The organism is Micromonospora sp. NPDC005172 (genome assembly GCF_040608555.1).
In the GTDB taxonomy this organism is placed as follows: domain Bacteria; phylum Actinomycetota; class Actinomycetes; order Mycobacteriales; family Micromonosporaceae; genus Micromonospora.
Genome location: NZ_JBEXIL010000011.1, coordinates 105,630 through 120,204, shown reverse-complemented (window position 1 = coordinate 120,204; position 14,575 = coordinate 105,630). Strand labels below are relative to the sequence as shown.

The window sequence follows — 14,575 nt, the reverse complement described above, 5'->3', positions numbered from 1 at the left end:
GCCAGCTTACGCCGGTGCCGAGCGCGCCGGTCCACGCGGCTCCGATTCGACCGGGCCGCGTGCTGCCCCTGGTCGCGCGTCGGCGGGTCCCGGCGCTGGAATCCCGTTGCTACCCTCTCGATGTCACGTGCGACGTTAGGGGGCGTTGTGGACCAGGTGACGGAGTTCGACCGGCTTTTCCAGCAGACCCGACAGGCATTGGCGTCGATGCGTTCGACCGGTCAGGTTCCCGACGGCCTGGACGTCGAGCCGGCGCGGGGCACCGGGTCCGCGGCGGGCGGCCAGATCGAGGTCGTGGCGGTCGGTCAGCGCGTCGAGTCGGTGACGGTGGACCCCCGCGCTCTGCGGATGGGCACCGAGATGCTCGGCGAACAGATCACCCTGGCGGTCAACGCGGCGTTGGACGACCTGCGCCTCGCGGCCGGTGATCCCGGCGACGCGCCAGAGGTCGACCCGGTGGCGCTGGGCCAGCAGCTCGACGAATTGCAGAACGAGTCGGTGCGCAGCATGGCGGCGATGACCGATGCGCTCACCGACGCGGTGCGGCGCATCCAGCAGGCAGCGAGGTGATGTCATGCCCGAGGACCTCCAGGTGCATCCGCCCGCGCTGCGGCAGGGCGGCGGCCACCTGACGACGGTCGCCGAGCAGCTCGCCGCGCAGTGGGAGGCGCTGCGCGCGCGGACGGCCTCGATGGGCGACATCTTCGGCGACGACGACGTGGGCGGCCTGATCGGCATGTCGTACCAGGCGGCCGAGGAGATCGCGGCGGAGTGCCTCGGGTCGGTCGTCGACGGGCTGCGCGGCTTCGGTGACGGGTTGGGCCTGATGGCCGACCAGTACGACCTGGTCGAGCAGGACAACGACGCCCAGTTCACGACGATGAGCTGGTAGGCGGGTCGATGGGGATCATGCTGCCCGGCGAGCTCGCCGGCCTGCTCAACGAGCTGGGCTACACCTGGCCCAAGTCGGACGAGACGAAGATGTTCGAGCTCGGCCAGATGTGGATGGAGATGGCCGACTCGCTGCACAACGCGGCAGCGGAGGGTACGGCGGCCGCGCAGCGGGTGCTGACCGGCAACCAGGGCGATGCGTTGACCGCGTTCCAGGAGCGCTGGGAGGCCAGCGGTTCGGCCATGTCGGTGCTGCGGGACGGCGGCACCGGCGCGCAGATGGTGGCGGCGACGCTCTTCGTGTGCGCGCTGATCGTCCTCGCCCTGAAGATCAACGTCATCGTCCAGCTGATCATCCTGCTGGTGCAGATCATCCAGGCTCTCGCGACGGCCGCCCCGACGTTCGGCGCCTCCCTGCTGGAGATCCCCGTCTTCAAGAAGCTCACCGACATCGTCCTGAACATGCTGATCGACCAGGCCATCGGGGTGGTCCTGGGATGACCTCTCCCCTGCCCGAGCTGTACATCGGCGTCGACGTGGAGGCGGACGGGCCGATCCCCGGGCCGTACAGCATGATCTCGCTGGGCATGGCCGTGGCCGGTCGTCCGGACCTGACCTTCTACACCGAGCTGCGTCCCATCTCCGACGAGTTCGTGCCGGCCGCGCTGGCCGTGTCGGGCCTGGACCGGGACCGGCTGCTCCGCGAGGCGCCCACCGCGCCGGACGCGATGGCAGCGGCGGCCGCCTGGGTCAACGGGCTGCGCCGGATCGGCCGCCCGGTCTTCCTCGCCGCGCCCGCCGTCTGGGACGGCATGTTCGTCCACTGGTACTTCGTACGCTTCGTCGGCCACAGCCCGTTCGGCGCCACCGGCTCCGGCGTCGACCTGCGCAGCTACTGGATGGGGCTGACCGGCAGCGAGTGGGTCCAGACCCGCAAGGGCAAGATCAAGCACGAGCTGGGTCTGCACGACGTGCCGCACACCCACCACGCCGGCGAGGACGCCGCCGAACTGGCCCAGGTCTTCGACGCCGTGCTGCGCCGCCGGCAGTCGGGTGAGACGGCATGACCGGACGGCGGGACCTGCCCGACGGGGCCACGACGGCCGCCCGGGGCATCGTGGCGCAGGCCGCCCGGAGCATGATGCGGCGGGCCGACGACGTGGCGGGCGAGACGGCCGAGGCGGCGACCACCCGGGCCGCCCGGCGGATCCCGCAGGGCTTCACCGAACGGCAGTGGACCCGGTTCGCCCGAGGCGCCCGGCAGACCCAGCGGCAGGCCGGTCTTCCGGACGGCGACCTGGTCGCTCACGGCAGCCGCGTACGCGGCACCGCCCGCCCGGACTCCGACATCGACGTGGCGCTCATCGTCGACGACAAGACCTTCTTCGACCTGGCCGAGCGCTCCCTGTCCCGGGCACCGGACGGGACCCGGCTGCGCAAGACGATGCTGCGCCGCATCAACGAGAACGGTCAGCTCGCCAGCTTCGACCTGGGCACCGACTTCACCCATCTGCGTCGCGAACTCATGGACACGCACGTGCCGCACAAGGTGCAGTTCTCCGTGCTGCGCCGGGGCGGCAAGTTCGACAACGGCCCGTTCCTCCCGCTCGATTGAGCGGTCCGGCATCTGGCAAGGTGGCACACGTGCAGACGACGTTGCAGTTCCTCATCATGGTCGACGGACCGCTGACGGCGGCGGAGCTGCTCGACCTGATCCGCACCCGGCTGCCCGACGCGGTGCCGTACCGACGGGACTCGGTGGACGTGCGGGGCAACCTGCTGGAGATCAACCCCAACGAGGACGCCGACCCACGGCTCGCCGCCACCGACGAGGACGACTACCTCTACTTCCGGTGGCGGGTGGAGCTGACCCCGATGGACAGGGCGGTCGACGAGGCGCACCAGATCGCCCTCGCCCGGGAGCTGCTGCGATCCATCGAGGGGCCGCAGGTGCGGGCGACCGTGTGCGCCGCGTTCGAGGACCGGGTCTGACCGACCCTCAACGAAGCAGGCGGGGCGCGATGACCGCCTCCCGCACACTGCCGTCCGCGCTGCGACTCACCTCGTACGCCGAGACGCCCTCGCGGTCGGCGACCGCCTCGACGAGCCGGGCCCCCCGGTAGACCAGGCCGACCCCGTCGTCGGTGCAGTGGCTGGTCGGTAGGGTCCCGTCGCCGACCAGCCCGTGCATCAACGGTCGGCGCTGGGCCTCGCTGTCGTAGTGCACGCCGTTGCCGTACGGCAACCAGCCCAACGCCTCGGTGTAGCCCCGCAGGCGGGGGCCGAAGCTGTCGGTGGCACCGCCCACGTGCCAGCAGATCGAACCGGCCGAGACGCCCGCCAACACCACCCCGGCCTGCCAGCACTCGTGCAGGATCTCGTCGAGCCCGTGCACCCGCCAGACCGCGACGAGGTTGGCGACGCTGCCGCCGCCCACCCAGATCACGTCCTGGGCGAGCAGGTGGGCGCGGACGTCGTCGACATTCGGCATCGGGAACAGCGCGAGGTGGGACAGGCGGAACCGCGTGTCGGCGAACGCTCCGTAGACGGCCGCGAACGAGGTGGGCTGGTCGCCGACGGCCTGCCCGAGGTAGCAGATCCGCGGCTGTGGCCCGGCCTCGGCCAATTCGGCGGCCAACTCGAAGATCGGGCCGGGACGCAGATCGGCGGGCCCTCGGTCACCTCGGAAGAAGCCCATGCTGGTGGCGAGGATGGTGGGTTCACTGGCGGGCATGGGAGATCCTTCCGTCGGCGCGGTACGCCGTACCATCCTGCCGCGCTCAGCCGGCCCGGCGCTGGCGGGGAATGTGGGCGGGCTGCCCGCTGGTCGGGTCGGCGGTGCTCGGCGCGCCGGGAGAGATCGTCTGCGCGTCGGGCCGGCACCTCGCCGCGCTGGCTCCGGCGCGAGGCTCGACCTCCCCGGGAGGCAGTTCGTCGAACGGCCGCTCGGTCGCGGGCAGTTGAGCGGCAGCGGCGCGGGGCAGGGTGAACCGGTCCGCTGCCGCCGGGCCGGCGGAGACCGACTCGCGCAGCATCCAGCGCACCTCGTCGGCCGTCCAGCCGAGCCCCGGACGGGCGGCGATCTCACCGATGAGCCGCCGGCCGACTGTCGTGTCGTCGTCGTAGAAGCGCATGCACCAGTGATGCGTCCACATGCCGAGCGCGCGCAGGCCCGCGTCGTCGAGCGACCGGACCAGCCGACCGCAGGCGGTGTCGACGAACGGCTCCGCCTCGTCGGCGGACCGGTCCCGCTCGATGGCGCCCACGGCGGCCGGCGCGACGGCCCGCATCCGGCGGTAGAAGGACTGCGCCACCGCGCGGGGCAACGGAGGGAACGAGCCCTGTGTCGACGCCGCCACCCGACCCGCAACGCTCATCATCGCCGCCCCCCTTCTTGAGTTGGTGGCGCGACGCTACCCGGCGGGACCGACACTTCCGGGCGGAAATCCCCCACCCTGCCCTCTTTCCCCTGGTGATCAAGAGGTTCGCGTCATGCGGCAGGGTGTGTCGTGACGCAAACCTCTTGATCACCGCACGCGGAGTGGGAGGTGGGCTGTCAGGTCCGAATCCCGCCAGCCGAGGGCTCTGCCGGCGGGGCATCATCGGTGATGTGGAGATGGACTTCGAGCGGTGCTACCGGGCGGTGGACAGTCGTGACCAGCGGTTCGACGGCTGGTTCTACACCGGTGTGACGTCGACGGGGATCTACTGCCGGCCGTCCTGCCCGGCGGTCACCCCCAAGCGGCAGAACGTCCGGTTCTTTCCGTCGGCCGCCGCCGCACAGGGCGCCGGGTTGCGTGCCTGCCGCCGCTGCCGCCCGGACGCCGCGCCCGGCTCGCCCCAGTGGGACGTCCGCGCCGACGTGGTGGGCCGGGCGATGCGGCTGATCGCCGACGGGGTGGTCGACCGGGACGGCGTACCGGGGCTGGCCGCCCGCCTCGGCTACACCGAGCGGCACCTGCACCGGATGCTGCGCGCCGAGATGGGTGCCGGACCACTCGCGCTGGCCCGTGCACAGCGCGCACAGACCGCCCGGATCCTGATCGAGACGACGGGCCTGGGAATGGCCGAGATCGCGTTCGCCGCCGGCTTCGGCAGCGTGCGGCAGTTCAACGACACGGTCCGCGAGGTGTACGCGACCGCTCCCTCCGAGCTGCGGACGGCTCGCGGCCGACACCTGGCGGCGGTCGGGGCGGGGACGATCACGCTCCGGCTGGCGTACCGTCCGCCGTTGCACGCCCGCGCTCTGCTGGACTTCCTCGCGGTGCGCGCGCTGCCCGGTGTGGAGGAGGTACGCGACGGGACGTACCACCGGGGGTTGCGGTTGCCGCACGGCCCCGGCCAGGTGGCCCTGACCCCGGCGGACGGGCACGTCTCGGCGACGCTGCGCCTGACCGACCTCCGCGACCTGGCGCCGGCGGTGGCCCGCTGCCGCCGGCTTCTCGACCTGGACGCGGACCCGGAGGCCGTCGACGCCACGCTGGCGGCGGACCCGGCCCTGGCTCCGGCGGTGGCCGCCGAGCCCGGCATCCGCGTCCCCCGTGCGGTGGACGGCTTCGAGATGGCCGTACGCGCGATCGTGGGCCAGCAGGTCTCGGTGGGTTCCGCCCGCACCACACTGACCCGCCTCCTGGCCAACCGTGTCGATCATGAAGTTGTTGCCCCCGAGGACGGCGTGTCGCGACAACAACTTCATGATCAACGCAGCGACCTGCGGGGGTTTCTCACGCCGGAGGAGGTCTTGGGGGTGCCGGAGGGCGCTTTCGGGATGCCGGTGCGGCGGCGGGAGACCATTCTCGGGCTTGCCCGCGCCGTCCTGGACGGCACTGTGGACCTGGCGCCGGGCGGGGACCGGGAGGAGACCGTGCGGCGGCTACTCGCGTTGCCCGGCATCGGCCCGTGGACCGCCAGCTACCTCGCCATGCGGGCCCTCGGCGACCCGGACGTCCTCCTCGACACCGACCTCGCGATCCGCCGGGGCGCAGCAGCGCTCGGCCTGCCCGAGGACACCCTCCACGCGCACGCCGAACGGTGGCGCCCCTGGCGGTCCTACGCCACGATCAGACTCTGGAGAGCGGCATGAACATCGACAGCACCGTACTGACCACTCCGACCGGCCCACTCAGCATCCTCGCCGACAGCGACGGTCAGGTCCTGGCGGCCGGTTTCACCCCGGACGCCGAGGCTCTGCTGCCCCTGATCCACCCGACCCTGCGGGCGTCGGTACGGCAACGCGCCGACCTCGGACCGACCACCGGGGCCGTCCGGTCCTACCTGGACGGGGACCTCACCGCCATCGACACGGTCCCGGTACGGCAGCACACCGGCGGCGAGTTCATGGCGCACGCCTGGCAGGTGCTGCGGGACGTCCCGCCGGGCGCCCCGGTCACCTACACGGCATACGCGACGCTGGCCGGCCGGCCACCGGCGGTGCGGGCCGCGGCGGCCGCCTGCGCGCGCAACGCGGCGGCGCTCTTCGTGCCCTGCCACCGGGTGCTGCGGACCGACGGGAGCCTCGGCGGCTACCGCTGGGGGCTGGACGTGAAGAAGTGGCTTCTCGGTCATGAGCGGCGGTTGACGGCAAGCTGACAACTACACGGGCACCCAATGACGCTACCGTCGGGTAGTGCCTGTGGAGAGCGACGGCGACCGGGCCGCCCGGGTCGCCGCGGGCCGCCACCCCGTGCACAACCTCTGGCGGCTACGCCGCTACCTGCGCCCGTACTCCACCGAGTTCGCCTGGTTGCTGGTCGCCGGGCTGGCCGGCACGGCCGCCGGGATCGCCGTACCCCTGGTGGTGCAGCGGGTGGTGGACGGGCCGGTGGCCCGCCACGACCCCGCCGGTCTGCTCCAGCTCGGCGGCCTGGCGCTGCTGCTCGGCGTGGTCGAGGCGGTGCTCATCTTCATCCGCCGGTGGGTGCAGTCGTCCTCGGCGGTCGGGATGGAGGCCGCGCTACGCGCCGACGTCTACGCGCACCTGCAGCGGCTGCCGGCCAGTTTCCACGACCGCTGGCAGTCCGGCCAACTGCTCTCCCGGATCACCAGCGACCTGTCGGTGATCCGCCGGTTCCTGTCGTTCGGTGTCTTCTTCCTGGTGCTCAACCTGACCACCTACGTGGTGGTGGTGCTGCTGCTGATCCACCTGCACGCGGCACTCGGGCTGCTGGTCGCGGCCAGCGCGGTGCCCCTGCTGCTGATCACCCGCCGGTTCGGCCGGCACTACCACACCGCGTCCCGACGGATGCAGGACCAGCAGGGCGATGTGGCGACGCTTGTCGAGGAGACCGCGCACGGCCTGCGCACCATGAAGGCGTACGGGCGGGGGCCGGAGCTGGCCGCCCGCTTCGCCGACGGGGCCCGCACGCTGCACGACACCGGCGTGGGCAAGGGTCGACTCCTGGCGAACACTGCGGCGCTGCTCGACCTGGTGCCCAACCTGACTCTGGGCGTGGTGCTGGTGGCCGGGGCGGCCGCCGCCGCGCGCGGGGTGCTCACCATCGGCGAGCTGGTGGCGTTCGCCAGCCTCCAACTGATGCTCATCTGGCCGGTGCAGTCACTGGGCTGGATCATCGCCAACGGCCAGGAGGCGGCCACCGCCGCGGACCGTGTCCAGGAGGTGCTGGACACTCCGCCGCAGATCGTGGACGCTCCCGACGCGCTCGCGTTGACCCGCGACGCGGTGCAGGGCCGGCTCCGCTTCGAGCGGGTCGCCTTCCGCTACCCCGGCGCCGCGACGGGCGTCCTGCACGAGATCGACCTGACCATCGAGCCGGGTGAGACGCTCGCCCTGGTCGGGGCCACCGGCTGCGGCAAGAGCACGCTGCTCTCCCTGGTGCCCCGACTGCACGAGGTGACCGGCGGCCGGATCACCCTCGATGGGCACGACCTGCGCGAACTGCGGCTGGCCTCGCTGCGCCGACTGGTCGGGGTGGCGTTCGAGGAGCCCACCCTCTTCTCCATGTCGGTGTGGGAGAACCTCACCCTGGGCCACCCGGACGCCGACGACGACGAGGTCCGCGCGGCCCTCGCGCTGGCGCAGGCCGACTTCGCGTACGACCTGCCGTGGGGTCTGGCAACCCGGGTGGGTGAGCAGGGGTTGTCCCTCTCCGGCGGTCAGCGGCAGCGGCTGGCGCTGGCGCGGGCGGTGCTCGGTCGCCCAGCGCTGCTGGTGCTCGACGACCCGCTGTCCGCCCTCGACGTGCACACCGAGGCGCTGGTCGAGGCGGCGCTGCGCCAGGTGCTGCGTGCCAGCACCGCGCTCCTGGTGGTGCACCGGCCGTCGACGATCGCGCTGGCCGACCGTGTGGCCCTGCTCGACGGTGGACGGATCACCGCGATCGGCCGGCACTCGGAACTGCTCGCCAACGTGCCCGCCTACCGCGCGTTGCTCGCCGCCGAGCCAGCACCGGCACGACCGACATCTGCCGGCGCCGCGGAACCACCCCCCGCGCAACCGGCTCCCCCGCAATCGGCCGCTGCTCCATCGGCCGCCGCCCGCGCGGGCGGTACCGAACCCGGGCGCACCGGGCCGACGGGGTCTGGCGCGTCCGCATCGGACGGCTGGGGGTTGGTGCGCTCGTGACCTCCCCGGAGCAGGTCGACCCGCCTCCCGAGAAGGAGCCGGAGCTGACCCGCTGGCGGGGAACGGCCACCGACCCGGAGGCCGACCGAAGTCGGGCCGAGGAGAGCACCCCGGAGGCGGTCGCCCGGCTGCGCCGGCACAGCCGGGCCCTGCTGGCCGACCTGCTGCGCCCGCACCGGGGGCGACTCGCCGCGGCGGTCGGCCTGCTGCTGGCGCAGAACGCCGCCGCGATGGCCGGCCCCTACCTGGTGATGGTCGGCATCGACCGGGCCATCGCCCCGCTGCGCGCCGGAGACCCCACCGGACTTGTCGCCGTCGCCGGGGCGTTCGGCGTCGCCACCGTGACGGAGTACGCGGCCCGTCGCGGCTTCCTCACCCTCTCCGCCCGCATCGGCCAGGCCGTCCTGCTGGACCTGCGGCAGCGGGTGTTCGGGCACTTCCTGCGACTGTCCGTGGGCTTTCACGAGCGGTACACGTCGGGCCGGATGGTGTCCCGCCTGACCAGCGACCTGGACTCCATCGCCGAGCTGGTCGACGGCGGGATCGACAGCCTGGTGCTGGCCGCGCTGTCGATCCTGTCGGTGGCCGCCATCCTGCTCTGGCTGGACCTGCCGTTGGCCGCGGTGACGCTGCTCGCGTTCCCGTTCCTGTTCTGGCTCTCGCGTTGGTTCGCACGGGCGTCGGCCACCGCCTACCGGCGGACCAGGGAAGCCGTCGCGCTGGTCATCGTGCACTTCGTCGAATCGATGCGGGGTATCCGCGCGGTGCAGACGTTCCGCCGGGAGCCCCGCAACCAGCGGATCTTCGTGACGCTCGGGGACGACTACCGGCGCGCCAGCCTGGACGCGTTCCGGCTGATCGCCACGTACTCGCCGGCGATCAAGTTGGTCGGCAACGTGACCGTCGCGGTCGTGCTCTGCTACGGCGGATGGCGGGTGCTCGGCGGGCGGACCGAGGTGGGGGTGCTCGCCGCGTTCCTGCTCTACCTACGGCGCTTCTTCGAGCCGATGCAGGAGCTGAGCCAGTTCTACAACTCGTTGCAGTCGGCGACGGCGGCGCTGGAGAAGCTGGCCGGGGTGCTCGACGAGCGGCCCTCCGTCGCCGAACCGGCCCGGCCGGTGCCGCTGCCCCGCGGTCCCGGTCACGGCGAGCTGACCTTCCGGGACGTCTCGTTCGGCTACCGTGCCGACACGCCCATCCTCGCCGGGCTGGACCTGCGGGTGCCGGCCGGGCAGACGGTCGCGCTGATCGGGCCGACCGGGGCGGGCAAGTCGACGATCGCCAAGCTGGTGGCCCGGTTCCACGACCCGGACACCGGCACGGTCCTGCTGGACGGGATCGACCTGCGCGCGGTGTGCGACGCCGACCTGCGCCGCGCCGTGGTGCTCGTGACCCAGGAGAACCACCTGTTCAGCGGAACGGTGGCAGAGAACATCCGGTTCGGCCGGCCGGCTGCCGACGACGCCGAGGTGCGGGCCGCCGCACAGGCGATCGGCGCGCACGACTTCATCGCCGCGCTGCCCGACGGGTACGCCACGCAGGTGCACCGACGCGGCGGCCGGCTCTCCGCCGGGCAGCGGCAACTGGTCGCGTTCGCCCGGGCGTTCCTGGCCGACCCGACCGTGCTGATCCTCGACGAGGCGACGTCGTCGCTGGACGTGCCGACGGAACGGCTGGTGCAGCGGGCGCTCGGCACCATCCTGCGGGACCGGACGGCGCTGGTGATCGCACACCGCCTCTCCACTGTGGAAACCGCCGACCGGGTGCTCGTCGTCGACGGCGGGCAGGTCGTCGAGGACGGCCCGCCGGCCGTGCTGGTCGGGTCCGGCGGCCGGTACGCGGCCCTGCACCGACAGTGGCGCGACTCGCTCGTGTAGGACCGGCGATACGCAACTCCGTGGCCCGGCACCCTGCTGATGCCTACGATCGGCAGATGACCGATACGGCGAGGACGGCCCGCGCCGGCGTTCCCGAGCGTCCCAGTCTGGACGGGCTCGAGGACCGCTGGGCGCAGCGCTGGCAGGAGGAGGGCACGTACGCGTTCGACCGCTCGAAGGCGACCGTTCCGGGTCGCGGCGCGGCGGCAGACGCGCCGAGCCGGAATGGTCGTAGGAAGGACGTGTACTCCATCGACACCCCGCCGCCGACCGTATCGGGCGAGCTGCACATGGGGCACGTCTTCTCGTACACGCACACCGACACCGTCGCGCGCTACCAGCGGATGCGCGGCAAGGCGGTCTTCTACCCCATCGGCTGGGACGACAACGGGCTGCCCACCGAACGTCGCGTGCAGAACGTGTACGGGGTGCGCTGCGATCCGGCGTTGGCGTACGACCCGGTGTGGCGGCCCCCGGCCACCCCTGTCGACGACGCCGCGCGCCGCGATCCGACGCCGATCTCGCGGCGCAACTTCATCGAGTTGTGCGAGCGGCTGACGGTCGCCGACGAGCAGGTCTTCGAGGCCCTCTGGCGGCGGCTCGGGCTCTCGGTGGACTGGTCCCTGACGTACACGACGATCGGTCGGATGGCCCGCGCCACCAGCCAGCGGGCGTTCGTGCGCAACCTGCGCCGGGGTGAGGCGTACCAGGCGGAGGCGCCGACGCTGTGGGACGTCGGCTTCGCCACCGCGGTCGCCCAGGCCGAGTTGGAGGACCGGGAGCGCCCCGGCGCCTACCACCGGCTGCGGTTCGTCGGGCCCGGTGGGCGCGAGGTGCTCATCGACACCACCCGGCCGGAGCTGCTGCCGGCGTGCGTCGCGCTGGTCTGCCACCCCGACGACGAGCGGTACGCCGACCTGGTGGGCGCGACCGTGCGCAGCCCGCTGTTCGACGTCGAGGTGCCGGTGCGTGCCCATCCGCTCGCCGATCCCGCGAAGGGCACCGGCGTGGCGATGGTCTGCACGTTCGGCGACCTCGCCGACGTGACCTGGTGGCGGGATCTGGACCTCGACACCCGGGTGGTCGTCGGCCGCGACGGCCGGCTGGTCTCGGAGCCGCCGGCCGGTGTGCCGGCGGGGCCGTACGCGGCGCTGGCCGGGCAGACCGTCAACGGGGCCCGGCGGGAGATCGTCGGGATGCTGGCCGACGCGGGCGACCTGGTCGGCGAGCCGCGTCCGGTGACCCATCCGGTCAAGTTCTACGAACGCGGTGACCGGCCACTGGAGATCGTCTCGACCCGGCAGTGGTATCTGCGCAACGGCGGACGCGACGCCGACCTGCGGGCGACGCTGCTGGCCCGGGGCGCGGAACTGCACTGGGTGCCGGCGCACATGAAGCACCGCTACGACAACTGGGTGGGCGGCCTGACCGGTGACTGGCTGGTGAGCCGGCAGCGCTTCTTCGGAGTGCCGGTGCCGGTGTGGTACCGGCTCGACGACACTGGCGAACCGGACTGGGCCCGCCCTCTCACGCCGGACGAGTCGGCGCTGCCGGTCGACCCGTCCAGTGACCCGGCGCCCGGCTTCGACGAGTCGCAGCGCGGCCGACCGGGCGGTTTCATCGGCGACCCGGACGTGCTGGACACCTGGGCGACGTCGTCGCTGACCCCGCAGATCGTCGGCGGCTGGGAGACCGACCCCGATCTGTTCGCGCGGGTCTTTCCGATGGACCTCCGCCCGCAGGGACAGGAGATCATCCGGACCTGGCTGTTCGACAGCGTGGTCCGGTCGCACTTCGAGCACGGGGTGCTGCCCTGGCGGGACACCGTGCTGTCGGGCTGGATCCTCGACCCGGACCACAAGAAGATGGCCAAGTCCAAGGGGAACGTGGTCACCCCGCTCGCGCTGCTGGAGCAGCACGGCTCGGACGCGGTGCGCTACTGGGCGGCCAGCGGCAAGCCCGGCATGGACCTGGCCTTCGACCCGGCGCAGATCAAGGTGGGCCGCCGGCTGGCCACCAAACTGCTCAACGCGTCGAAGTTCGCGCTCGGCCTGGGCGCCGCGGACGCGCTGCGCGCGGTGTACGACAACTCCAGCTCGGCGCGTCTGACGCCACGCCGCGACCTGGAGCTGTCGGCGACCGCCCCGCTCGACCGGGCCATGCTCGCCGAACTGGGCACGGTGGTCAGCGCCGCGAGCACGGCCTTCGACGGGTACGACCACACGGCCGCCCTACAGGCCACCGAGGCGTTCTTCTGGCGGTTCTGCGACGACTACATCGAGTTGGTCAAGGAACGGGCGTACGGCACCGGAGCGGCGGCCGAGTCGGCCCGGGCGGCGCTGGCCTCGGCACTGTCGGTGCAGTTGCGGCTGTTCGCCCCCGTGCTGCCGTACGTCACGGAGGAGATCTGGTCGTGGTGGCGGTACGGCTCGGTGCACCGTGCGCCCTGGCCGACCACCTACGAGGTGGCCCGCACGATCGAGGGGACGGGCGAGCCCGCGCTGCTGCGGCTGGCCGGCGACGCGTTGGGGCAGGTGCGGCGGGCCAAGTCGGAGCGAAAACTGTCGATGAAGGCGGAGGTGCCGCTGGCCGAGGCGCTGGGCCCGGCGGCACTGTTGGAGCAGCTCACCCTCGTCGCCGACGACCTGCGGGCGGCCGGACGGATCGGCAAGCTCGACCTCCTGCCGGACCGCACCCCGGAACTCGTGATCGCCTGCGCCTTCTGATGACCGGAGTCCGCCGCCGCCCACCCCCCGGGGGCGGCGGCGGACCGGCCCTCACCAGCCGCGCAGGAAGCGCAGGCCGAGCAGGATGGCCACCACGGACGGCCCGACCAGCAGGGTGATCGCCTGGAGCCGGTACGGCATCCGGTGCCGGGTCAGCTCGCCCGCGTTGCCCAGCACGATCACCCCGGCCAGCATCATGAACGCGCCCCACCAGCCCGTCTCCAGGTGGACCACCCGGAGGTGGATCAGTTGCAGGGTCACACCGAGCAGCGCGCCGGTGAGCGCCAGCAGCGCCACCGCCCGGTGCAGACCACGGGCCAGAGGGTGTGCCGCCCGCCAGCCGTACGTGCCGGCGACCGCCAGGCAGGGCAGCACCACCATCAGCGGCCAGCCCTTCCCCATCGCCCCGAACATCAACAGCGCACCCACCACGAACGCCAGCGTTCCGACGCAGGCGACGACGTAACCGGCGAAGGCACGACCGCCACCGCGTGCCAGCAGTGGCCCGCCGCTGGCCGCGATCAACGCGGCCGGGATCAGGATGAAGCCGGCCCACCAGTGGAACCGACCGCTGCCCTGGGCGGCCGTCGCGACCGTCGCGGACGCCAACCCGGCGACGGCCAGACTGGTCAGCCAGGGCCGGCTGCTCCGCGAGTACTGGTCAGCCAATGGTCTGCGCTCCGCTTCGACACTCACTCCACCAGCCTCGGCCCTGGTCGCGGCCCGGTCCATCCGGCCAGCCCTACCCGTCGCCGGAGGGCTGGCCGCACCCGTACCGCCCTCAGCTCGTCTCGCCGGCCACGCTGAACGAACGCAGGCGGTCGATCGCCAGCACGGTGAAGCCGACGCTCACCAGCGCGGTCATCACCGCGGCGACCGGTACCGACACGCTGGCCTCCAGCAGCCCGCTCGGAGCGAGCCGGTCGGCGAGGGCGATCACGTACTGCTGGATGGAGAGCACCTTCGTGCCGCTGACGAAGTTGCCCAGCAACCCCTCCCAGATCAGCACGTAGACGAGACCGAGCAGCACCGGACGCCGGGTGACGAGGCTGAGCGCGAGGAACAGCGCCGAGTACGCCAACGCGCCGAGCGCGGACGCGGCGGCGAGCGCCAGTCCGAGGCGTACCGAATCGGCTAGCACGCCCGCGACGTAGAGCGGCACCGCGACGGTGGCCGCGCTCACCCCGGCGGCGACCGCGAGCTTCGGCAGCACGATCTGCCAGCGCGGCAACGGCTTGGTGAGGATGTGCACCACCGTGCCGTCGTCGATCTCCGCGCCCAGCACGCCCGTGCCGATGATCAGGGCCACCACCGGCAGTACCACCGCCAGGCCGAGGCCGACCAGCACCGGCGGACCCCACTCGCGCGGGTCCACGCCCAACGAACGGCAGAGGATGGCCAGGCCGAGCATGACCAGCGGCAGGGGAAGCAGCAGCAGGAACCGACGCCGGCCGAACAGCCCGCGCGCGGTGATCCAGGTAATGGTCGACATCTCAGCC

Annotated in this window: 13 protein-coding genes and 2 pseudogenes; 11 read left to right on the top strand and 4 right to left on the bottom strand. The window is 72.6% G+C overall.

What is annotated here, in order from left to right:
- The first annotated feature begins 147 nt into the window (after positions 1–147).
- From ABZV06_RS10380 to ABZV06_RS10355, 6 genes are read left to right on the top strand one after another with little or no spacing between them, the layout of a single operon-like run.
- On the top strand, positions 148–570 hold the full coding sequence (locus ABZV06_RS10380; RefSeq protein ID WP_355620275.1) for a YbaB/EbfC family nucleoid-associated protein: 423 nt from the start codon (positions 148–150) through the stop codon (positions 568–570).
- A gap of 4 nt (positions 571–574) precedes the next feature.
- Positions 575–892, top strand: coding sequence for a type VII secretion target (locus ABZV06_RS10375; RefSeq protein ID WP_355248484.1), 318 nt, complete (start codon positions 575–577; stop codon positions 890–892).
- Positions 893–900: 8 nt separating this feature from the next.
- Positions 901–1,392 (top strand): hypothetical protein, encoded by a 492-nt coding sequence (locus tag ABZV06_RS10370; protein WP_355248487.1) that lies wholly within the window; start codon positions 901–903, stop codon positions 1,390–1,392.
- Entirely contained in the window at positions 1,389–1,958 is a 570-nt protein-coding gene (locus ABZV06_RS10365) for an exonuclease (RefSeq protein ID WP_355248490.1), read from the top strand. Before ABZV06_RS10370 ends, ABZV06_RS10365 begins: the two co-directional genes overlap by 4 nt.
- On the top strand, positions 1,955–2,506 hold the full coding sequence (locus ABZV06_RS10360; RefSeq protein WP_355248493.1) for a nucleotidyltransferase domain-containing protein: 552 nt from the start codon (positions 1,955–1,957) through the stop codon (positions 2,504–2,506). The genes ABZV06_RS10365 and ABZV06_RS10360 overlap by 4 nt, the downstream gene beginning before the upstream one ends.
- Before the next feature lie 29 nt (positions 2,507–2,535).
- Positions 2,536–2,883, top strand: coding sequence for a hypothetical protein (locus tag ABZV06_RS10355; protein ID WP_355248496.1), 348 nt, complete (start codon positions 2,536–2,538; stop codon positions 2,881–2,883).
- A 7-nt stretch (positions 2,884–2,890) separates the two neighbouring features.
- Here the strand turns inward: ABZV06_RS10355 and ABZV06_RS10350 are convergent, their stop codons facing one another.
- Positions 2,891–3,625, bottom strand: a complete 735-nt coding sequence (locus tag ABZV06_RS10350) for a peptidase E (protein ID WP_355620272.1) — start codon at positions 3,623–3,625, stop codon at positions 2,891–2,893.
- A gap of 220 nt (positions 3,626–3,845) precedes the next feature.
- A pseudogene (locus tag ABZV06_RS10345) lies at positions 3,846–4,271 on the bottom strand (hypothetical protein); the annotation flags it as partial.
- A 230-nt stretch (positions 4,272–4,501) separates the two neighbouring features.
- Here ABZV06_RS10345 and ABZV06_RS10340 point away from each other — a divergent pair.
- The 5 genes and pseudogenes from ABZV06_RS10340 to valS all read left to right on the top strand — a co-directional run bounded on the left by ABZV06_RS10340 (position 4,502) and on the right by valS (position 13,076).
- Positions 4,502–5,974 carry an AlkA N-terminal domain-containing protein gene (locus ABZV06_RS10340; protein ID WP_355620269.1) on the top strand — a complete coding sequence of 491 codons (1,473 nt, stop codon included), beginning with the start codon at positions 4,502–4,504 and terminating at the stop codon, positions 5,972–5,974.
- On the top strand, positions 5,971–6,480 hold the full coding sequence (locus ABZV06_RS10335; RefSeq protein ID WP_355248505.1) for a methylated-DNA--[protein]-cysteine S-methyltransferase: 510 nt from the start codon (positions 5,971–5,973) through the stop codon (positions 6,478–6,480). Before ABZV06_RS10340 ends, ABZV06_RS10335 begins: the two co-directional genes overlap by 4 nt.
- Before the next feature lie 37 nt (positions 6,481–6,517).
- Positions 6,518–8,293, top strand: a pseudogene (locus tag ABZV06_RS10330) (ABC transporter ATP-binding protein); the annotation flags it as partial.
- Between the two features lie 176 nt (positions 8,294–8,469).
- Positions 8,470–10,350: an ABC transporter ATP-binding protein gene (locus tag ABZV06_RS10325; protein ID WP_355248508.1), complete on the top strand. Its 1,881-nt coding sequence runs from the start codon at positions 8,470–8,472 to the stop codon at positions 10,348–10,350.
- A gap of 56 nt (positions 10,351–10,406) precedes the next feature.
- Positions 10,407–13,076: a valine--tRNA ligase gene (gene valS, locus ABZV06_RS10320; protein ID WP_355620266.1), complete on the top strand. Its 2,670-nt coding sequence runs from the start codon at positions 10,407–10,409 to the stop codon at positions 13,074–13,076.
- A 51-nt stretch (positions 13,077–13,127) separates the two neighbouring features.
- Here the strand turns inward: valS and ABZV06_RS10315 are convergent, their stop codons facing one another.
- Both ABZV06_RS10315 and ABZV06_RS10310 read right to left on the bottom strand, forming a co-directional pair.
- Positions 13,128–13,772 (bottom strand): hypothetical protein, encoded by a 645-nt coding sequence (locus tag ABZV06_RS10315; protein ID WP_355248513.1) that lies wholly within the window; start codon positions 13,770–13,772, stop codon positions 13,128–13,130.
- Positions 13,773–13,857: 85 nt separating this feature from the next.
- Positions 13,858–14,568 (bottom strand): ABC transporter permease subunit, encoded by a 711-nt coding sequence (locus ABZV06_RS10310; RefSeq protein WP_355620263.1) that lies wholly within the window; start codon positions 14,566–14,568, stop codon positions 13,858–13,860.
- Positions 14,569–14,575: the final 7 nt, after the last annotated feature.

Excerpts from the sequence above, each read along its gene's own strand:
- ABZV06_RS10370 (WP_355248487.1), top strand. The coding sequence starts at position 901 with ATGGGGATCATGCTGCCCGGCGAGCTCGCCGGCCTGCTCAACGAGCTG.
- valS (WP_355620266.1), top strand. The coding sequence starts at position 10,407 with ATGACCGATACGGCGAGGACGGCCCGCGCCGGCGTTCCCGAGCGTCCC.
- ABZV06_RS10310 (WP_355620263.1), bottom strand. The coding sequence starts at position 14,568 with ATGTCGACCATTACCTGGATCACCGCGCGCGGGCTGTTCGGCCGGCGT.
- ABZV06_RS10335 (WP_355248505.1), top strand. The coding sequence starts at position 5,971 with ATGAACATCGACAGCACCGTACTGACCACTCCGACCGGCCCACTCAGC.
- ABZV06_RS10360 (WP_355248493.1), top strand. The coding sequence starts at position 1,955 with ATGACCGGACGGCGGGACCTGCCCGACGGGGCCACGACGGCCGCCCGG.
- ABZV06_RS10375 (WP_355248484.1), top strand. The coding sequence starts at position 575 with ATGCCCGAGGACCTCCAGGTGCATCCGCCCGCGCTGCGGCAGGGCGGC.
- ABZV06_RS10365 (WP_355248490.1), top strand. The coding sequence starts at position 1,389 with ATGACCTCTCCCCTGCCCGAGCTGTACATCGGCGTCGACGTGGAGGCG.
- ABZV06_RS10350 (WP_355620272.1), bottom strand. The coding sequence starts at position 3,625 with ATGCCCGCCAGTGAACCCACCATCCTCGCCACCAGCATGGGCTTCTTC.